14 protein-coding genes and 3 pseudogenes are annotated in these 19,639 nt (G+C 72.9%); 5 read left to right on the top strand and 12 right to left on the bottom strand.

Annotated features, from left to right (window positions below; genetic code table 11):
* Window positions 1-25: 25 nt before the first annotated feature.
* A pseudogene (locus tag ABZU99_RS05480) lies at window positions 26-335 on the top strand (hypothetical protein); the annotation flags it as partial.
* 174 nt (window positions 336-509) lie between these two features.
* Window positions 510-1,278, top strand: a pseudogene (locus ABZU99_RS05475) (phosphotransferase); the annotation flags it as partial.
* A 149-nt stretch (window positions 1,279-1,427) separates the two neighbouring features.
* Here the strand turns inward: ABZU99_RS05475 and ABZU99_RS05470 are convergent.
* Together ABZU99_RS05470 and ABZU99_RS05465 are read right to left on the bottom strand one after the other, a co-directional pair.
* Window positions 1,428-2,372: a DUF5996 family protein gene (locus ABZU99_RS05470; protein WP_356045458.1), complete on the bottom strand. Its 945-nt coding sequence runs from the start codon at window positions 2,370-2,372 to the stop codon at window positions 1,428-1,430.
* A 208-nt stretch (window positions 2,373-2,580) separates the two neighbouring features.
* A complete protein-coding gene (locus tag ABZU99_RS05465) occupies window positions 2,581-3,339 on the bottom strand; it encodes a cobalt-precorrin-6A reductase (RefSeq protein WP_356045460.1) in 759 nt (252 codons plus the stop codon).
* A 254-nt stretch (window positions 3,340-3,593) separates the two neighbouring features.
* On the opposite strand from ABZU99_RS05465, the gene ABZU99_RS05460 reads away from it, so the two are divergent.
* On the top strand, window positions 3,594-4,691 hold the full coding sequence (locus tag ABZU99_RS05460) for a cobalt-precorrin-5B (C(1))-methyltransferase (RefSeq protein ID WP_356045622.1): 1,098 nt from the start codon (window positions 3,594-3,596) through the stop codon (window positions 4,689-4,691).
* A gap of 65 nt (window positions 4,692-4,756) precedes the next feature.
* Here the strand turns inward: ABZU99_RS05460 and ABZU99_RS05455 are convergent, their stop codons facing one another.
* The 10 genes from ABZU99_RS05455 to ABZU99_RS05410 form a co-directional block, all read right to left on the bottom strand.
* Window positions 4,757-5,155 carry a hypothetical protein gene (locus ABZU99_RS05455; RefSeq protein ID WP_355947961.1) on the bottom strand — a complete coding sequence of 133 codons (399 nt, stop codon included), beginning with the start codon at window positions 5,153-5,155 and terminating at the stop codon, window positions 4,757-4,759.
* A gap of 185 nt (window positions 5,156-5,340) precedes the next feature.
* Window positions 5,341-6,129, bottom strand: a complete 789-nt coding sequence (gene cobM / locus ABZU99_RS05450; RefSeq protein WP_356045463.1) for a precorrin-4 C(11)-methyltransferase — start codon at window positions 6,127-6,129, stop codon at window positions 5,341-5,343.
* Window positions 6,126-7,427, bottom strand: coding sequence for a precorrin-6y C5,15-methyltransferase (decarboxylating) subunit CbiE (gene cbiE, locus ABZU99_RS05445; RefSeq protein WP_356045466.1), 1,302 nt, complete (start codon window positions 7,425-7,427; stop codon window positions 6,126-6,128). The genes cobM and cbiE overlap by 4 nt, the downstream gene beginning before the upstream one ends.
* A 94-nt stretch (window positions 7,428-7,521) precedes the next feature.
* Window positions 7,522-8,283 carry an acyltransferase gene (locus ABZU99_RS05440; protein ID WP_356045469.1) on the bottom strand — a complete coding sequence of 254 codons (762 nt, stop codon included), beginning with the start codon at window positions 8,281-8,283 and terminating at the stop codon, window positions 7,522-7,524.
* A gap of 32 nt (window positions 8,284-8,315) precedes the next feature.
* The gene (locus ABZU99_RS05435) at window positions 8,316-9,077 is read right to left on the bottom strand and encodes a (2Fe-2S)-binding protein (protein WP_356045472.1); all 762 of its coding nucleotides are present in this window, start codon (window positions 9,075-9,077) and stop codon (window positions 8,316-8,318) included.
* A complete protein-coding gene (gene meaB / locus ABZU99_RS05430) occupies window positions 9,070-10,083 on the bottom strand; it encodes a methylmalonyl Co-A mutase-associated GTPase MeaB (protein ID WP_356045624.1) in 1,014 nt (337 codons plus the stop codon). Before meaB ends, ABZU99_RS05435 begins: the two co-directional genes overlap by 8 nt.
* Before the next feature lie 162 nt (window positions 10,084-10,245).
* Window positions 10,246-12,480 (bottom strand): methylmalonyl-CoA mutase, encoded by a 2,235-nt coding sequence (gene scpA / locus ABZU99_RS05425; protein WP_355947948.1) that lies wholly within the window; start codon window positions 12,478-12,480, stop codon window positions 10,246-10,248.
* Entirely contained in the window at window positions 12,480-14,372 is a 1,893-nt protein-coding gene (mutA, locus tag ABZU99_RS05420) for a methylmalonyl-CoA mutase small subunit (protein WP_356045475.1), read from the bottom strand. The genes scpA and mutA overlap by 1 nt, the downstream gene beginning before the upstream one ends.
* 297 nt (window positions 14,373-14,669) lie before the next feature.
* Window positions 14,670-15,905, bottom strand: a complete 1,236-nt coding sequence (locus tag ABZU99_RS05415) for a cytochrome P450 (protein WP_356045478.1) — start codon at window positions 15,903-15,905, stop codon at window positions 14,670-14,672.
* 978 nt (window positions 15,906-16,883) lie between these two features.
* Entirely contained in the window at window positions 16,884-17,054 is a 171-nt protein-coding gene (locus ABZU99_RS05410; RefSeq protein ID WP_355947936.1) for a hypothetical protein, read from the bottom strand.
* Window positions 17,055-17,505: 451 nt separating this feature from the next.
* Between ABZU99_RS05410 and ABZU99_RS05405 the strand changes: the two are divergent.
* Together ABZU99_RS05405 and ABZU99_RS05400 are read left to right on the top strand one after the other, a co-directional pair.
* Window positions 17,506-17,838: pseudogene (locus ABZU99_RS05405) on the top strand (DUF3048 C-terminal domain-containing protein); the annotation flags it as partial.
* A 163-nt stretch (window positions 17,839-18,001) separates the two neighbouring features.
* Entirely contained in the window at window positions 18,002-19,573 is a 1,572-nt protein-coding gene (locus ABZU99_RS05400; protein ID WP_356045484.1) for a phosphatase PAP2 family protein, read from the top strand.
* Window positions 19,574-19,639 lie beyond the last annotated feature (66 nt).

The raw sequence follows: 19,639 nt of genomic DNA, 5'->3' as shown, positions 1-19,639 counted from the left end.
TCTCCCGGGGCCGGACAAGACGAGCAAGTTGCTCGTGGACACCGGTATCGCCCGCGCCCAGCTTGGCGAAGCCACCGCAGCCGAACCCTTGATCGCTGATGCGTTGCGACGGGAACCCGTAGGCAACCAGCGGGGCCGCGCGTTCCACACTTTCTGGCTCGCTACCACGCAGCTACAGCAAGGTTGAGGAGGCATGCCATACCGCCACCACGGCACTGGAAACCGCCACGGTCGTCGGCTCAGAGCGCATCACGGGGCACCTGCGCGAGTTCCACCAGCGCCTGGCCCCGTTCAACAAGGAGCCCACAGCCATCACATTCGAAGCACGGCTGCGGGCGAGTCCGGACGAGGTTGGACGGGGGCGAATGAGACCAGAAGCCGCCCGTAGTTCGCATCAAGGAGGTCAGACTCCCCCTTGCCGGGACCAGACAGCGCCGCAGTCGTATGCGTGGCCAGAGCTCTGACCCTGGCGTACCAGAACAGGCGGTAGACCACGGTCAGCACCGGCCATGAGAAACCCGCGCCCAAGATCGCTTCAGCATCCTTTACACAGGTCAGCACCACGCTCGGCCACAACTGCACCGTGGCTCCAAAGCTCAGGGTGTGCGAGGAAAAACCACTCGCGTGCAGCGCGAACCAAGGGGAACATGCGCTCATGCCCTTTTCCGGACCGCCGCCCACCCCCGTGCAGGTACCCGCCATCATCGCTGACCTGGCCAGGGGGCGCCCCTGCGGCCCGTTTGGCAGAACGAGTTGGGCGGCTTGACCTTCCGGATCGGCGACGGCGACCGACGGCTGTTCGCCAAGTGGGCTCCGGGCTGGACCTGACTGCCGAGGCGGTACGCCTTCAATGGGCCGGCCGTTTCACAGCCGTGCCCCGCGTACGGGAGCACGGAGAAGACCGAGACGGATCCTGGCTCGTTACCCATGGGCTTCCCGGCGAGAGTGCCGTCACTCCGCGGTGGAGGGCGGAGCCCGGTACGGCCGTGCGTGCGCTGGGAGAGGGACTACGGGCCCTGCACGAGCGGCTGCCCGTGGCCGACTGCCCTTTCAGCTGGTCTGTCCAAGACCGCCTGGCACGCGCCCGGGGGCATCCAGGAGCCCGCCGACCTACCCGCGCCCCCGACGACCGACCGCCTCGTGGTATGCCACGGCGACCCCTGCGCACCGAACACGCTGCTGCACGAGGACGGCACCTGGTCCGGTCACGTGGACATGGGGACCCTCGGTATCGCCGACCGCTGGGCCGACCTGGCCGTGGCCACGTGGAGCACCGAGTGGAACTACGGCCCCGGTTGGGAGGGCGCTCTCCTGGACGCCTACGGAATCGCACCCCCGACCCGTACCGCACCGACTTCTACCGCCGTCTGTGGTCGGCGACTTGAGTACCCGCCGACCCCGGTAATCCCGGGCTTGTCAGGCGTGGTTCAGCGGTGTTCAAAGCGGTGTGGGTCGGCCTCCAGCGCCTCCCGGTCCCAGCCACCCAGCTCGGCGGTGGCCTCATACGTGCTCTGCAGGAATGCGCTCAGCGCCCGATCCGGATCGGCAGCGGCGGCAACCGCCTCATAGGGCAGCACGAACTCCCCGCTCGCCCGCTGGTATGACGCCTCCGCGGGGCGGACCGGTTGGTCGGCGAAGCCGGCTGGTTCGGGATAGGCGTAGGCGTAGAAGCCGCCCTCCTCACCACCGCCGGGCCAGAACCCGCAGCTGGCCAGCTCGACGGAGTAGGCCTCCCTCGTCACCCAGTCTGGCAAGTTGGGGGCGCCACCGGGGGGATGCGAGGGCGCGGGGCGGCCCGAGAAGCGGGTGCAGGCCAGGTCCATCGCCCCCCAGAAGAAGTGCACGGGGCTGACCTTTCCGACGAAATGGGACCGGAACTCCCCGAACGCCTGGTCCGCCCGCAGCAGCTGGCCCCAGAACAGCCGCGCGGCGTGCGGGTCGTAGGAGGCGTGCCGGTCGTCCTCCGCGAACGGGATGGCCGGGTCCACCTCGTTCGGTCTGGGATCTATGCGGGTCTGGATGCCCAGCTCTCCCAGCGCACCCATGGTCTCGGCGTAGAACTGGGACACAGGTTTGGGCTCCAGCGCCAGCTCGCGCCGGCTTCCGTCGCTGACACGCATGTACAGCCGGTGGTCGACGAAGTCGAACTCGATATCGAACGCTCCGGTCCGATACGGGATCGAGGACGTCGTCAACCCTCTCGGGGTGACGTACAAGGTGACCTGCCACCACTCGTTGACCATGGGCGCGTGGGCCAGCCGGATCTTGCCGACGATCTGGGTCCACATGTGCAGTGTGTCCCGGGTCTCGGCCCAGTCCGCCACCCGGAGCCGTGGCCAGATCCCGATCTGCTGCGTCTTCTGCTCGGCCATGGTGCCTCCCGCGGGCCTCGCCGCTCCGGCAACCGCCAGTCGATGGCTTTCGGTGGCTCCAGTGGCTTTTAGTCGCTTTCGACCCCTTTGAATACCCCTATGCCGCCACGGAAAACCCCGGATCACCGAGGACCGAGCACTTGCGATCGCCTCGGTCACCGGTCACGCCCTCCAGTGGCACGGCCCCGCGTCCGGCACGTGAACGTGGTCAGCCCCAAGTCGTACGGAGCCAGGTCACGGCCTCGGCTGGTGTCTCGGCCACGGGGACGTTCTCCGGGGCCGGTGGGCGGCGGATCACGATGACCGGGACGCCGGCCTCGCGGGCCGCCGTGAGCTTGGGGGCGGTGGCCTGGCCGCCGCTGTCCTTGGTGACCAGGACGTCGATGCGGTGGCGGGCGAGCAGCTCCGCCTCGCCCTCCAGAGTGAACGGGCCGCGGTCCAGGATCACCTCCATACGCGGTGGGACCGGCGGCTCGGGGGCGTCCACCGAGCGGACCAGGAACCACGGCTCGGTGAGATGGGCGAAGGCGGCGAGCCCCATCCGCCCCGTGGTGAGGAAGACCCGCTCCCCCAGGGCGGGCAGCAGCCGCGCGGCCTCGGCCAGCGACCCCGCCGAGTGCCAGCGGTCCCCAGGACCGGCCACCCAGCCGGGGCGGCGCAGGGCGAGCAGGGGAACATAGGTGGACGCGGCCGCCTCGGCCGCGTGGAGACTGATCGTGCCGGCGAAAGGATGGGTGGCGTCGATGAGCGCGTCCACCTGGTGCTCACCAAGCCAGCGGGCCATGCCCTCGGCGCCCCCGAACCCGCCGATCCGTACCTGCCCGGCGGGCAGCCGGGGCTCGGCGACACGGCCCGCGAGGGAGCTGGTGACGCGCAGGGCGGGGTCGCCGTCCAGCTCGGCGGCGAGGCGGCGCGCCTCGGTGGTGCCGCCGAGGATGAGCACATGGCGCGCCGGAGCGCTGTTCATCGAGTGCCTTTCGTCGTACGTGCGCCCGTCATCGTATGCGCGTGCGCGGCGGGTGGCCCGTGGCTGAGGCGGAGGCGCAGGCGGCGCAGGCGGAGGCGGAGGCGGAGGCGCAGGCGGCGGAGGCGCAGGCGGAGGCGGAGGCGGCAGCCAAGGCGCAGGCGCAGACGGCAGCCAAGGCGCAGGCGCAGACGGCAGCCAAGGCGCAGGCGCAGACGCAGGCGGCGGCCAAGGCGACCGGGGGGCGCGGGGCGCAGCTGGAGCGGACGGGGCTGCGGCACGGCTGGACGACGGGGGCGTGCGCGACCGCCGCCGCCACGGCCGCCTACACCGCGCTGCTGAGTGGGGAGTTCCCGGACCCGGTCACCATCGAGCTGCCCAAGGGGCAGCGGCCGGCCTTCGCGCTCGCGGCCGAGGAGAAGGGCGCGGACCGGGCCATGGCCGCGGTCGTCAAGGACGCGGGGGACGATCCCGACGTCACCCACGGCGCGCTGGTCCGGGCCACGGTACGGGCCCTGCCGCCCGGCAGCGGGGTGGTCTTCCGGGCCGGCCCCGGAGTCGGCACCGTGACCCGCCCCGGTCTGCCGCTCGCGGTGGGCGAACCGGCCATCAACCCGGTGCCGCGCCAGATGATGTGCGACCACATCGCCTCGGTCACCGCCCTCCACGGCGGGACCGGCGACGTCGAGATAGAGATCTCGGTGGACCACGGCGAGGAGATCGCCCGCAGCACATGGAATCCGCGGCTCGGCATCCTCGGCGGGCTGTCGATCCTGGGGACGACGGGGATCGTGGTGCCGTACTCCTGCTCGGCCTGGATCGACAGCATCCGGCGCGGGGTGGACGTCGCACGGGCGGCGGGGCGTACGCATGTGGCCGGGTGTACGGGCTCGACGTCCGAGAAGGTCGCCGTGGCCGTGCACGGGCTGCCGGAGGACGCGCTGCTGGACATGGGCGACTTCGCGGGGGCGGTGCTCAAGTATCTGCGCCGGCACCCGGTGGACCGGCTGACGGTGGCCGGGGGCTTCGCGAAGCTCTCCAAACTGGCGGCGGGCCATCTGGATCTGCACTCCTCGCGCTCCCAGGTGGACAAGGGGTTCCTGGCGGAGCTGGCCCGCCGAGGCGGGGCGGACGAGGAGCTGACGGAGGCCGTCGCGGCGGCCAACACCGGTCTGGAGACCGTGCAGTTGTGCGCGGCCCGCGGGGTGCCGCTGGGCGACTTGGTCGCCGCCGCGGCACGCGACACGGCGCTCGGGGTGCTGCGCGGGGCGCCGGTCGCGGTGGACGTCATCTGCATCGACCGCGCGGGCACGATCGTGGGGCGGGCCGCGCCGGTGGGCCCGCGGGCGGGCTGACGACCGATGGGGGGCGGGCCGGGCGCCGTTGGACGGGCCGGACGTCGCGTACGCGCGGCGACCGCTCATCCGGTGCCGCGGGCGTCTCCGTCCGGGGATCCGCCGGTGGCGGACCGGTACCTGGCCCGCTCCGCCGTCTCGTGGCGGAACATGGCGAGGATCGCACACACCGCCGCCGCGGCCAGGGACGCGTAGATGCTCGGATTGACCCAGGACGGTACGGCGTCGTAGGCCCCGTCCGTCCACCGGCACACGGCCCGTACCGGGAACAACGTGACGTCACGGGACAACAGCGAGGCGCCGCCGGGCTGCCGCCGTTCCGTCGCGCACTGGGTGTGATCGTCGTTGTCCCAGGTCAAGCTCGCGAACGCGCCGAGGAGGTAGCTCACGGAAGCGGCCGTCAGGAACACCAGCGCCCCGTCACCCCACAGCCGCGCGCTGTCGGTCCACACCGAGCCCTTCATGGATCGGGTGCTGATCGACGCGCACAGGCACGTGCCCAGCGTGAGAACGGCACCCAACGCCACGAACACCAGCCACCCCGGCACAACCGCCCCCCATCGCCTTGCCCCACCGCGCTCCCCGCGTTTTTGGACGGTCGTCCGGCCTGAGCCTGACGCTGAGGCTCGGGCCAAAGGCTAACAGCGCGTCACCGTGCGGTGTCGGCGCCGCCGGAGGGGGCGTCGCACGGCTCGTGCGGGCGCTCGCGGTCCGGGGAGTAGAGGTGGCTGTCGCGGAACTGTTCCGCGCCCAGGGTGCGGCCGACCATGATGACCGCCGTCCGGACGATGCCCGCCGCCTTCACCTGAGCCGCGATGTCGTCCAGCGTGCCGCGCAGGACGAGTTCGTCCGGGCGGCTGGCCATGGCGACCACCGCCGCCGGGCAGTCGGGGCCGTAGTGCGGGAGGAGTTCGGCGACCACGCGGTCCACGTAGCGGGCGGCCAGATGCAGGACGAGCAGGGCGCCGCTGCGGCCGAGGGTGGCGAGGTCCTCCCCGTCCGGCATGGGGGTGGCCTGCTGGGCGATGCGGGTGAGGATGACGGTCTGGCCGACGGTCGGCACGGTCAGCTCCCGCTTCAGCGCGGCGGCCGCGGCGGCGAAGGCCGGTACGCCCGGGACGACGTCGTACGGAACCCCGGCCGCGTCGAGGCGGCGCATCTGCTCGGCGACGGCGCTGAAGACCGACGGGTCGCCGGAGTGGAGGCGGGCCACGTCGTGGCCCGCCTCGTGGGCGGCGACCAGCTCGGCGGTGATCCGGTCGAGGTCGAGCCGCGCGGTGTCGACGAGGCGGGCGTCCGGCGGGCATTCGTCGAGCAGTTCGCGCGGCACCAGGCTGCCCGCGTACAGACACACCCGGCAGCGCGCGAGCGTACGGGCGCCGCGCACCGTGATCAGGTCGGCGGCGCCGGGGCCCGCGCCGATGAAGTACACCGTCATCGCGTCTCTCCTTGAGCGGGTGAAGCGGGTTCAGCGGGTCCTGCGGGCTTGGTGGGCCTTGCCGGTTCGGCGGAATCGGCCGGTTTGACCACGGACCACTGGGTGACCGGCATCGCCTGCCGCCAGCCGGTGAAGCCGCCCACGGGGGTGGCGTGCGCCACGGCTATGCGCACCAGTTCGCCGCCGTGGCGGCGGTACCGGTCGGCGAGCAGCGCCTCGGACTCCAGTGTCACGGTGTTGGCGACGAGCCGGCCGCCCGGTGGCAGCGCCGCCCAGCACGACTCCAGCAGTCCGGGCACGGTCGCGCCGCCGCCGATGAAGATCGCATCGGGGGTGGGCAGGCCGGTCAGGGCCTCGGGCGCGGCGCCCGTGACGATGCGCAGGCCCGGCACGCCGAGCGCGGCGGCGTTCGTGGCGACGCGTTCGGCGCGTACGGGGTCGCGTTCGACGCAGACCGCCCGGCAGGTGCGATGTGCGCGCATCCACTCGACGGCGATGGAGCCGGAGCCGCCCCCGACGTCCCACAGCAGCTCGCCGGGCGCGGGGGCGAGCGCGGCGAGGGTGGCGGCCCGTACGTGACGCTTCGTCAGCTGTCCGTCGTGTTCGTACGCCTCGTCCGGGAGCCCCGGCACGACCGGCAGGCGCACGGCACCGCCCGCGGGGGCGCAGTCCACGGCGATGACGTTGAGGGGGTCGCCGGGCGCGTGGGGCCACGCGTCGGCCGTGCCCTCCACACAGCGTTCGCGCTCACCCCCCAGCTGTTCCAGCACCCGCATCCGGCTGGGGCCGAAACCGCGCTCCCGCAGCAGGCCGGCGACCTCGGCCGGGGCGTCGGCGTCCGCGCTGAGCACCAGCAGCCGGTGACCCGCGTACAGGGAGCGGTTCAGGGTGGCGAGGGGACGGCCGACGAGGCTGATCACCTCGGTCTCCTCCAGCGGCCAGCCGAGCCGTGCACAGGCGTAGGAGACGGACGACGGATGCGGCAGCACCCGCAGCCGCTCGGCGCCCAGCACCTCCGCCAGGGTGCGGCCGATGCCGAAGAACATGGGGTCGCCGCTGGCCAGAACGCCCACGCGCCGCCCGGCGTGCGCGGCGAACAGCCCGGGGACCGCGGGGCGCAGCGGCGACGGCCACGGCACCCGCTCGGCGGGGCAGTCAGCCGGCAGCAGATCGAGCTGCCGGGGTCCGCCGATCACGACCTCGGCCGTACGCAGCGCCTCCCGGCCGGCGGCGGCGAGCCCGTCCCATCCGTCGGCGCCGATGCCGATGACAGTCACTGCGGGAGGTGGCGGGCTCACGGGGGTTACCTCGTCGGTCGGGGGAACGTCGGGGAGGGTCAGCCAATGGCTCACCAGGCGGCTGGGACAGCCCATCCGAAACTCTACTGACCTGCTACGACGCCCCGTCACCCGGGACCGTGGACTCCAGCTCGGCCAGCGCCATCAGCTGTTCCGCCGTCATGCCCTCGGGTATCGGGACCGGCGCGGGGGTGCGCAGCGGGGGCTGCCAGCCGCCGTCCTCGGGGACCCAGCGCCGTATGATCCGGGCCGGCGCTCCGGCGACAACCGAGTGGTCGGGCACCTCACCCCGTACGACCGCGCCCGCGGCGACCACCACATTGCGGCCGAGTCGCGCGCCCGGCAGGATCACCGCCCCGGCGCCCAGCCAGCTGCCGGCGCCGATCGCGACGGGGGCGGAGCGCGGCCACTGTCTGCCGATGGGCTGGTCGGGATCGTCGTAGGAGTGGTTGTCGCTGGTCACATAGGTGTAGGGACCGCAGAAGACATCGTCGCCGAGCTCCACGGAGCGCGAGGCGATCACATGGCTGCCCCGGCCCAGGACGACGCCGTTGCCCAGGCGCAGGATGGGGTCGGGGCCGAGGTCGAGGCCGGGCATCATGCCGGCGGTGAGGGTCACCTGCTCACCGATGACGCAGTGGTCGCCGAGCTGGATCCACGGCTCGCCGAAGATGGTGCCCTGGGGAAACGCCAGCCGGGTGCCGACGCCCAGGTGGCCGAAGCGATACGGGCCGGGGCGGTCCCGCGTCACCGCGCCGGCGCGGCGGACGGCGTCCCATCCGCGGTGGACGAGACGTGACGCGGTACGGCGGCGCCAAGCCGCCCAGGATGAGAACAGGTTCTCGTTCATCGGCACCCGCTCACCGTATCGAGCGCAGGCCGTAGGGATCAGGCCGGACCGCTGTGACCTGCGCCGCGTTCCGGCCAGGGGGGACGGCTCAGCGCGCAGTCGCCGCACAGTCCGCCGCCGGGCACGCGGTAGTAGAGGCAGCAGGTGCGGCGCCGGAAGGCGAGCGGCAAGGGGGTCAGGGTGCCGCTGTCGCGCAGCGGCGGGGTCTCCAGCAGGGCGCGCACCAGCGCGATGGCCCGGTCCGCCGCCTCCTCTCGGCCCTGTGCGCGGCACCAGTCGTGCAGCACGCGCAGCGAACCGGCCAGCGCCGAGGCCGCGTTGCCCCACAGCAGCCGCCCGGAGACCCGGTAGGCCCGCACGGTGGCCGTGTGCAGCGGTGAGAGATGGACGTACGCCGTGTGGGCGAGCTGACCGGCCACCCCCGCCAGATCACCGTGCACCCGGGGCGGGCCGGGCCACCACAGGTCGTCGGGGGCCGTGCGCGCCGGGTTCCACCACAGCTGGTCGGGGCGGAGGTCGAGCACCCGGCCGGTGAGCGCCGCCGGGCCGAGGGCGAGTGACCACAGCCGGGCGGCGAGGCCCTGGAAGGTGAGGGAGGCCGCGACCCTGGGCTCATCGGTGCGCAGGCTCGCGGCCACCGCGTCGACGCGGGCGCGCAGCAGCGGCGCGGCGACGCCCTCGGGCGTCACCCGGTACGCCTCGCCGATCCGGGCGTAGCCCTCCTCGCCCGGATCGCCGGTGCCGGTGCGCAGGGCGAAGAACGGCCCCACCTCGCCCGCCGCCGGCGGCTTGTCATCCATCGGTGCCGGCGTCGGTGGCGGCCGGCGCCTGGAACGCCGTCAGCAGCCGGTCCGCCGCCAGGGTCGCCGTCAGCGTGCCGTCGCGGACCTGCTGTTCGAGGTCGGGGCCGAGCCGCCGTACCTCGGGGTGGGCGTGCAGCCGCGCGAGCAGCTGGTCGCGCACCATCGACCAGGTCCAGTCGACCTGCTGGTCGCGCCGCTTGGCGTCCAGCGCGCCGGTGGCCTCCAGTACCCGGCGGTGTTGTTCCAGCCGCTCCCACACCACGTCCAGGCCGGTGTTCTCGCGGGCGCTGCAGGTGAGCACCGGCGGGTTCCAGGGCGCGTCGGGTGGCTGCAGCAGCCGCAGGGCGCCCGCCAGTTCGCGGGCGGCGGACTTGGCGTCCCGCTCATGGGGGCCGTCGGCCTTGTTGATGGTGACGACGTCGGCCAGCTCCAGGACGCCCTTCTTGATGCCCTGCAGCTGGTCCCCGGTGCGGGCCAGGGAGAGCAGCAGAAACGAGTCGACCATGTTGGCCACCGCGGTCTCGGACTGCCCCACGCCGACCGTCTCCACGAGCAGCACGTCATAGCCCGCGGCCTCCATGACGACCATGGACTCACGCGTGGCGCGCGCGACCCCGCCGAGCGTCCCCGCGCTCGGCGAGGGCCGTACGAAGGCGTTTGGGTCGACCGACAGCCGCTCCATCCGGGTCTTGTCGCCCAGGATGGAGCCGCCGGTCCGGCTGGAGGACGGGTCGACGGCGAGCACCGCGACCCGGTGGCCGAGCCCGGTGAGCATCGAGCCCAGGGCGTCGATGAAGGTGGACTTGCCCACCCCGGGCACCCCGCTGATGCCGACCCGCCGCGCGCCGCCGGTGTGCGGCAGCAGCTCGATCAGCAGCCGCTGGGCGAGCTCGCGGTGGTCGGGGCGGGTGGACTCGACGAGGGTGATCGCGCGGGCGATGTACGCACGCCTGCGGTCGAGCACGCCCTTGGCGTACTCCTCGATGTCGATCGTCCGCGGCATGGGCTTAGGGGGTGTCTCGCGGATCATGCCGGGCTCGCGGCGTCTGGCACGCACATCCGCCGCGTTGTCGTCGTCGCGCGCAGCGCCGCTGCGCTCTCCTCCGCCTTGCGGCTGCACGCACCAGACGCCGCTCCCTGATCCGGCCTGATCCACAAGACCCCCCTACAGCTCGTGGCCGAGGTCGGCTGCCAGCTTGTTCACCAGGTCGTGGGCGGCGTCGGGGATGACCGTGCCCGGCAGGAAGACGGCGGCGGCGCCGGCCTCGTGCAGGGTCTGGACGTCCTGCGGCGGGATGACCCCGCCGACCACGATGGTGATGTCCTCGCGCCCCGCCTCGGCCAGCTGCTCGCGCAGCGCGGGCACCAGGGTGAGGTGGCCGGCCGCGAGCGAGGAGACGCCGACGATGTGCACATCGGCCTCGACCGCCTGCCGCGCGACCTCCTCCGGGGTCTGGAAGAGCGGGCCGACGTCGACGTCGAAACCCAGGTCGGCGAAGGCGGTGGCGATCACCTTCTGGCCGCGGTCGTGCCCGTCCTGGCCCATCTTGGCAACCAGGATACGGGGGCGGCGGCCCTCCGCCTCCTCGAACTTCCCGACCAGGGTCCGGGTGCGGTCCACGCCGGACGACGGTCCGGCCTCGTCTCGGTACACACCGGAGATCGTACGGATCTGGCCGGAGTGGCGCCCGTAGACCTTCTCCAGTGCGTCGGAGATCTCACCGACGGTGGCCTTGGCGCGGGCGGCGTCGACGGCGAGCGCCAGCAGATTGCCCTCCAGACCGGCGCCGGGGCCGGACTCGGCGGCCCGGGTCAGGGCGCGCAGCGCGTCCTGACAGACGGCCTCGTCACGCTCGGCGCGCAGCCTGCGCAGCTTCTCGATCTGCTGGGCGCGCACCGCGGAGTTGTCGACCTTGAGGACTTCGATCTGCTCGTCGCTGCCGCTTTCAGGGCGGTACTTGTTGACGCCGATCACCGGCTGGCGGCCGGAGTCGATCCGGGCCTGGGTGCGGGCCGCGGCCTCCTCGACGCGCAGCTTGGGGATGCCCGCGTCGATGGCCTTGGCCATGCCGCCGGCCGCCTCGACCTCCTCGATGTGCTGCCAGGCCCGGCGCGCGAGGTCGTAGGTGAGCTTCTCGACGTACGCGCTGCCGCCCCACGGGTCGATCACCCGCGTGGTGCCCGACTCCTGCTGGAGCAGGATCTGGGTGTTACGGGCGATGCGCGCCGAGAAGTCGGTGGGCAGCGCGAGCGCCTCGTCCAGGGCGTTGGTGTGCAGCGACTGGGTGTGGCCCTGGGTGGCGGCCATGGCCTCGACACAGGTGCGCGCCACGTTGTTGAAGACGTCCTGGGCGGTCAGCGACCAGCCGGAGGTCTGCGAATGGGTGCGCAAGCTGAGCGACTTGGGGTTCTTCGGGTCGAACTGCTTGACCAGCTTGGCCCACAGCAGCCGCGCCGCCCGCAGCTTGGCGATCTCCATGAAGAAGTTCATGCCGATCGCCCAGAAGAAGGAGAGCCGGGGCGCGAACGCGTCCACGTCCATCCCGGCGTCCAGGCCGGCCCGCAGATACTCCACCCCGTCGGCGAGGGTGTAGGCCAGCTCCAGGTCGGCCGTGGCACCGGCTTCCTGGATGTGGTAGCCGGAGATGGAGATGGAGTTGTAGCGCGGCATCCGCTGCGAGGTGAAGGCGAAGATGTCGGAGATGATCCGCATCGACGGCTGCGGCGGATAGATGTAGGTGTTGCGGACCATGAACTCCTTGAGGATGTCGTTCTGGATGGTCCCGGCCAGCTTCTCGGGCGCCACGCCCTGTTCCTCGGCGGCGACGATGTACAGCGCGAGCACGGGCAGGACCGCGCCGTTCATCGTCATCGACACGCTCATCCGGTCCAGCGGGATGCCGTCGAAGAGCTGCCGCATGTCGTAGATGGAGTCGATGGCCACGCCCGCCATGCCGACGTCGCCGGTGACCCTGGGGTGGTCGCTGTCGTAGCCGCGGTGGGTGGGCAGGTCGAAGGCGACCGACAGGCCCTTCTGACCGGCCGCCAGATTGCGGCGGTAGAAGGCGTTGGACTCCTCGGCGGTGGAGAAGCCCGCGTACTGCCGGATGGTCCACGGCTGGTTGACGTACATCGTCGGGTACGGGCCGCGCAGATACGGCGCCGCGCCGGGGTAGGTGCTCAGGAAGTCGAGCCCCCGCAGGTCCTCGGCGGTGTAGAGCGGCTTGACCCCGATGCCCTCGGGAGTGTCCCACACCAGGTCCTCGACGCTCTTGCCGACGCTGTTCTGCAGCGCGGCGGCCCAGGTGTCGACGCCGGGCACCGGCCCGTCGCACGGTCCGTCCAGGTCGACCGTCGAGAAGTCCGGGATCTTGCCGGGTTCCACCGCACCGCCCGCCATCACGCCACTCCCATGATGTCCAGGGCCGAGGAGAGGACCTCGACCGCGTCGCAGCCCGCGAAGACGAATCCGTCGACTCCGGCCCGCTCGTACTCATCCTGTCGTTCGCCCGGCCGTCCGGCCAGATAGACCCGTACCGCCCCGGCGGTCTTCAGCCGCTCGGCGACGGCCGCGGCCTCCTCCGCGTAGAGCTTGTCGCTGGAGCACAGGCACGCCACCCGGGCGCCGCTCGCGGTGAACGCGTCGGCGACGGTCTCGGCGGTCACGGTGACGGTCTCCCCAGTCGCGGTGACCGCCTCGATGCCGCCCGCCTGGAAGAGGTTGGCGGCGAAGGCGGCGCGGGCGGTGTGCGCGGCGGCGGGGCCCAGCGCGGCCAGGAAGACCCGGGGCCGGGTGCCCTGGGCCGCCTGGTGCGCGTCGGCGCGGGTCCGCAGAGCCTCGTACGCCTCGTCGCGCCGCACCCGCGGCAGCCCGCCCCCGGGCCGCTCGGGCGCGGGCTCGCGCTCGACGGGCTGCTCGGCGAGGTTCGGGTACTCGCTGACGCCGGTGATCGGCTCCTTGCGGCGGGCGATGTCGCGCGAGCGGCGCGCCCAGCTCTCGGCCAGCCGGTCGCCCACCAGCCCGGAGGCGAGGGCCGCGGCCAGGCCCCCGGCGCGCTCGATCTCCTGGAACCAGGCCCACGCGGCACGGGCGACGTCATCGGTGAGCCGCTCGACGTACCAGGAGCCGCCGGCCGGGTCGATCACCCGGGACAGCTGGGACTCCTCCAGCAGGATCGTGGAGGTGTTGCGGGCGATGCGCCGGGCGAAGTCGTCAGGGAGACCGATCGCGCTGTCGAAGGGCAGAACGGTGACCACGTCGGCGCCGCCGACGCCCGCGGCCAGGCTCGCGACGGTGGTGCGGAGCATGTTCACCCACGGGTCGCGCCGGGTCATCATCACCGGGGACGTCACCGCGTGCTGGCGCTGGGCGCCCGCTCCCGGTGGCGCGCCGCACGCCTGCGCCACGCGCGCCCAAAGGCGGCGGGCGGCGCGCAGCTTGGCGATGGTCAGGAACTGGTCGGCGGTGGCCGCGTAGCGGAACTCCAGCTGGGCGCAGGCCGCTTCGACGTCCAGCCCGGCCTCGGTCAGGGTGCGCAGATAGGCCACGCCGGCGGCGAGCGAGCAGCCGAGCTCCTGGGCCGCGCTGCCACCGGCCTCGTGGTACGGCAGCGCGTCCACGACCAGGGCCCGCACCCCGGGGTGGTCGCGGTGGCAGGTCACCGCCAGCTCGGCGGCGGTGGCCAGACGGTCGGCGAGCTCCGCGTCCCGGCCGGTGCGGGCCACCAGGCCCAGCGGGTCCGCGCCGAGGTTGCCGAGCGCCGCGTGCGGCGGCACCTGACGCTCCTCGTACAGCCGCAGCAGGGCGTGGGCGGCGGCCTCGAAGTCGGCGCCCGCGTCGAGGACGACGGGGGCGAGGTCGAGATAGACCCCCTGGAGCGCCTCGGCGAGGGCGTCCACGGGCACTCCGTCCGCACCGACCGCCAGCCACACCGAGGCGACGCCGTTCTCCAGGTCGGCGAGGACGGCGCGGTTGGTGCGGGCGGGGTCGGACTGGGCGTGGCGCTGCCGTACGTCCCAGCCGGAGACGGCCGATCCCTCGGCCCGGCCGCCACGGACGAACGGGGCGAAACCGGGGAGTCCGGGGGCCTGGGGGGCGTCCTCGGCGGTGTAAAGGGGGCGAACGGAGATTCCGTCCTCGAGTGCGGTCGCGAGCGCCTCTTCGGCCCGTACGCCCACGGCGTCCGATGCGCCGGTTTTGCGCAGCACGCCTTCGACGAGGTGGCGCCACTCGTCTCGCGACACTTCCGGGAATTCGTCGGCTAGGGAAAGCCCGTCGGGCAGGACCGTCATGAGGCGGAGATTAGTGCGATCTTCTTGAGTCGCAGCAGACGAATCGGCTGTGAGCTTGCTCTCGCCGCCGAACCCCTAGGACGCCAGGCCAGCCCCCCGCACCCGCCTGGTTACCGGCCAGTAGGCCCCTGGTGGCCGCCGAGAGGGGGCGCAGTGGCGTTGGCCACTGTGGGCCATGTGGCGGCACACACACAGCGGCCCGCCCGGTGCGACGGGGGATGCACACCGGGCGGGCTCGAGGACCTTTTTACCGCATCGCCCCGGGGTTATGCATCAAAAACTTGTTCGCTTGTCCGATCACCATGCGACGGGGAGCGAGATCAGGCCACGCGCACGGATCGAGGGCCGCCAACGCACCTCCTCCCGCGGAATGTCCAGCCGCAGCCCCGGGAAGCGGCCCAGCAGCGCGGTCAGTGCCGTCTCCGTCTCCAGTCGGGCCAGCGGGGCGCCGAGGCAGTAATGGATGCCGTGACCGAGCGCAAGGTGACCCGATCGGACACGATGGACATTGACGTGATCCGGGTCCGGGAAGTGCGCCGGATCGCGGTGTGCGGAGGCATTCGAGAGCAGAACGGTCTCCCCGGCGGGGATGGTCACCCCGCCGATCTCGATGTCCTCCAGGGGGAAGCGGCGGATCGCGAGCGGCGCCGGGCTCTCGTAGCGGGCCAGCTCGTCGAAGGCGGCCGGGAGCCCGCTGGGGTCCTCACGCAGCTCCCGGAGCAGTTCGGGGTGGTCGAGCAGGACGAGAACGGAGTTGGCGATGAGATGGACGGTGTTCTCGTAGCCCGCGAGGAGGATGAGGAAGGCCAGCGAGGTCAGCTCGTCCTCGGTGAGCCGGTCGTCGCCACCCTCCGCCTCGTCGTCCCGGACCCTGATCAGGTCCGAGAGCAGATCGTCACCGGGCTCCGCGCGCTTGCTCTCGACAAGACCCGTGTAGAAGTGCAGCATGCCGCCGACCGCTTCCCTGGCCACCTGTGGCCGCGCCGGGTCGGGGGTGATCAGGGCGTCGCTCCAGGCGCGGAAGTCGCGCCGGTCGCGCTGCGGGACGCCGAGCAGATCGCAGATGACGATGATGGGCAGTTGTCCGGCGTAGGTGACCAGGAGATCCGCGCGGCCGTCCGGCTCGATGGCGTCGAGCAGTTCGTCGGCGACGCGCCTGACCGGTTCGCGCATCTTCTCGACCCGGCCGGGGGTGAACGCCTTGACCACCAGCCGCCGCACCCGGGTGTGGTCCGGGGGGTCCATGTTGAGCAGATTGGTGTCCAGGGCGGGTGGCAGGGAGAAGCCGCTGTAGTTGCCGGGAGCGGCGTTCCGCTTGTCCAGGGAGAGGCGTGGGTCGGCCAACGCCTGCCGCACATCCTCGTAGCGGGTGACCAGCCAGGCGGGCCGTCCGTCGGTGCCGGTGATCCGGTGGACCGGACCGGCCTCCCGGAGCGCGGCCAGGGTCCGGTACGGGTCCTCGATCAGCGGGGCGGTGTCGAGGAGGCCGAGGCCCGGACGGTCCGTTCCGGCAAGGTTCGCGGAGTTCTGCATGGATCGTGACTCTAGGCCGTCGGAGGATGGCCGGGAGGCGGCGCCGGGGCTGAATCTCCCCGGCGCCGCCTGCGCCACGGGTGGCCCCGACCCCCGTCCAGGGCCACCTCGTCTTGAAATCCCCCCGCACTCCGGCACCGAGTGGTGCTCCCCTCCCCCGACTCCGCCTCACGTCGGTCTGCTTGGGTCTTGGTCCGCTTGCTCTGCTTGACTCAGCAAACCGCGTCCGAGCGCCGCTGCTTCCCCTACGGCAGCAAGTTGCCAATCGCCGCGGCGCGGGGCGCGGCCCTTGACACAACGATCTCGGGGACGCGGTCGGCCGACGGGATGGCAGCCACGAAGAAGTGCGCGCCCGGCCCGCCGTGTTGTCGAAAATGGCCGAATAGTGGCGGGAGTCGGCGAGGGCGCGCCCGGCGTCCGGTGCCCGTCGTCTCCGTGCAGAACCGGGCGCCGGCCGCTTGGCGCCGCCTGGAACCGGCCCGGCGTCAGGGCGCCTTGGGCGCGGAGAAGCCGACGTCCCGTACCAGCGCGCGGAGCGCCCGTCGAAGCCGGACGAGCCGCCGCGCGCCGCACGGGGTGTCCGGGGCCGGCGAGCGGCCGGGCGGCAACGCCGCCCGGCCGCCGCGCGCAGGGCCTGGCGGCAATCGCGGGGCAGGCAGACCGTACAGTTGCCCGGTCCGTCGGCCATGTTGCGGAGCACTCCGGGCAGCTTCACCCGGCGGCCTGTTCCCGCACCCGCCAGGGGTGCGGATCGACCACCGGGCGAACGGACAGCGGGGCGAGCAGCCGGGCGATGGCCCTGATGTCCGCTTGTTGCCAGGAAGCGGCGGATCGCCGGTGCCGGCGGCGGCGAATCCGCCACGCGGATTCGGTGCCGCCGGATTCGCCATGCGGATTCGGTGCCGCCGGATTCGCCATGCGGATTCGGCGCCGCCGGATTCGCCATGCGGATTCGGCGCCGCCGGATTCGGCGCGCCGTCAGTCCACGCTCTGGAGGATATGCGGCTCGGCCAGGTCGTCCTCGTACCCCGCAAGGCGGATCGGCGCGGAGCGTGCCCACACCTCCAGACTGCCTACTTCCGTGGGCTCCGCGCACCGCCCGCCGCTGTCCGCGTGCGCTTCGTCGCTCTGTGTCTGTTCGGGGGTCACCGCACGCTCCTCGTGTCGGCTGAACCGGATCTGTCGTCAGGTTAACCAGCCGTTCACCGCTGCGCGCGTCGATTCTCATGGACTGGACAAGGAATGGACGCGGGGCCCGAATCCACGCATGGTCGTCCGCCAGGTGGCCGTGCCGCGCCACCCGTGGTGGGCTTAAGGGGAGGGGTGGGGCAGACGGCTGCCGAAGGGGTGGGGCCGGGGGCACGGGGGCGTGCGCCGGGACGGCCCGCGCGGGGAAGCGGCGGGCAGCGCGGCCACGGACTTCCGCGCTGTCCGTGGCCGCACTGCTCGCCGCGCTCCTCGGGCTCGCCGCGGTGAGCGGCTGCCGCCAGGACGGCGCGGCGCGGGGCCCGGTACGGTCGCCGTTCACCGGGGAGCGCACACAGCCCGCCCCGGTGCCGGCCGTGAAGATCGACAGGTCCACCATCCGGCCACCGAGCTCTCCCTCACCTGGTCGGGCAGGGAACGGCGGTGGCTGGTGGCCATGGACGGGGCCGCGGCCCGCACCACGGACGGCGGTCGGCTCGGCGCCGCCACGGTCGTCCTGCAGTACACGACGGTCCGCCCGTCGCGCTTCCATGACAGGTTCGGCAGTGTCACCCCCTTCACCGGGACGGTCGGGTCCGGCACCGCGCTCGTCCTGCGCGACGGCAGGGCGTACGAGGCGCGCTGGTCACGTCCGGGCCGCAGCGGGGGCACCACGTTCACCACCCCGGACGGTGACCGGCCGGCGTTCGCCCGCGGTCCGGTCCGGGTGGTCCACGCGGCCCGCTGATCCGCGGCCCACGGCCTGGACCACCGGCCCGAGTTCGGCTCCCTCTTCGGACTCGGTCGAGCCGAACGGGCCGGCGCCGCGCCAGGGGTTCCCCCGGGGGGAATTGATCACATCGAGGTTTGAATGAAGCGTGCCCCCGCCCGTTCCGGGATACCCATCAGCCATGAGACGCATCAGTGACATCGACCGCCGGCTGTTCGCACGGGTCGCGGCCAGCCGGATCCGCGGCGCTCACCCCCTGCTGCCGCGGCTCAGCCAGGCCGCCAACCACGGCCGGCTGTGGTTCGGCACAGCCGGTGTGCTCGCGGCGGTCGGCGGGCGCACCGCGCGGCGGGCCGCGCTGCGGGGCGTCGGCTCGCTGGCCGCCGCCTCGATCGCCTCGAACATCGTGGTCAAGTGGACCGTTGACCGCAAGCGTCCCGTGCTCGACGGCGTTCCCCTGGTCCGGCGGCTGCGCCGGCAGCCGTGGACCAGCTCCTTCCCCTCCGGGCACGCGGCCTCGGCCGCCGCGTTCGCCACCGGGGTCGCCCTCGAGTCCTCCCGGTACGGCGTCATGGTCGCCCCGCTCGCCGCCGCGGTCGCCGCCTCCCGGGTGTATGTGGGCGTCCACTACCCCAGCGACGTCCTGGCGGGTGTCGCCCTGGGGGTCGGGGCCGCCTCGCTCACCTGCCGCTACTGGCCGCCGCGCCCCGAGGCCCCGGCGCAGGCCCGGCCGCGCGTCTCGGCGCCCGCCCTGCCCAAGGGCGAGGGGCTGGTCGTGCTGGTCAACCGGCGGGCCGGGGCGGGCGTCCCGGCGGGCGGGTTCACGGTCGCCGAGCAGCTGCAGGTGCTGCTGCCGGCCGCCGAGATCCTGGAGTGCGGGCCCGAGGACGACTTCATGACGATGCTCAAGCAGGCCGCCCGCCGCGCCACCGAGCGCGCCGGGGCCCTGGGCATCTGCGGCGGGGACGGCAGCGTCAACGCCGCGGCCACGCTCGCCGCCGAACGCGGGCTGCCGCTGGCCGTGTTCCCCGGCGGCACCCTCGACCACTTCGCGCTGGACCTCGGCGTGCCGGCCTTCGAGGACACGGCGCACGCCGTGACCGAGGGCGACGCCATCGCCGTGGACCTGGCCCGGGCGACCCCGCTCACCGATGACGGCACCCCGGACGGGGATGCCCACTCCTTCGTCAACACCTTCAGCATCGGCCTCTATCCCGAGCTGGTGCGAATCCGCGAGAGCCTGGAGGGCCGACTCGGCAAGTGGCCCGCGGCCGTGGTCGCGCTCACCCGGGTGCTGCGTACCGCGGCCCCCCTTGAACTCGAGGTCAACGGCCACCGGCGGCGTCTGTGGATGCTGTTCGTGGGCAACGGCCGCTACTCCCCCGAGGGGTTCGCGCCCGCCTACCGCCAGCAGCTCGACGACGGGCTACTGGACGTCCGGGCGATCGACGGGGAGGAGCGGCTGGCCCGTACCCGGCTGATCGTCTCCGCGCTCACCGGCACGCTGGGGCGCTCCCGCGTCTATACGACACGGCTGATGCGCGAACTGCGTCTGTCGGGCCTGGACGGGGTGGACCACCGCGCCTACGACGGGGAGGTCGCCGCCACCCCGGAGGACGCGCTGCTGCTCGACAAGCAGCTCGGCGCTCTCACCGTCTACCGCCCGGCCGAACCGCAGAACGAACTGCTGCAGCGGGCCCGCACGGCGGCGGCCAAGGCCCCCCATTGGTGGCGCTCCGTACTACGCAAGTAGTACGCCCAAGTCTGTGCTCAAGGACGACGACGGGAGGGTGTCCGACCGTCAAGGATGAGGGCATGG

The organism is Streptomyces sp. NPDC005266, assembly GCF_040607655.1.
Lineage (GTDB): Bacteria > Actinomycetota > Actinomycetes > Streptomycetales > Streptomycetaceae > Streptomyces.
This window is presented reverse-complemented; position numbering and strand designations above follow the sequence as displayed.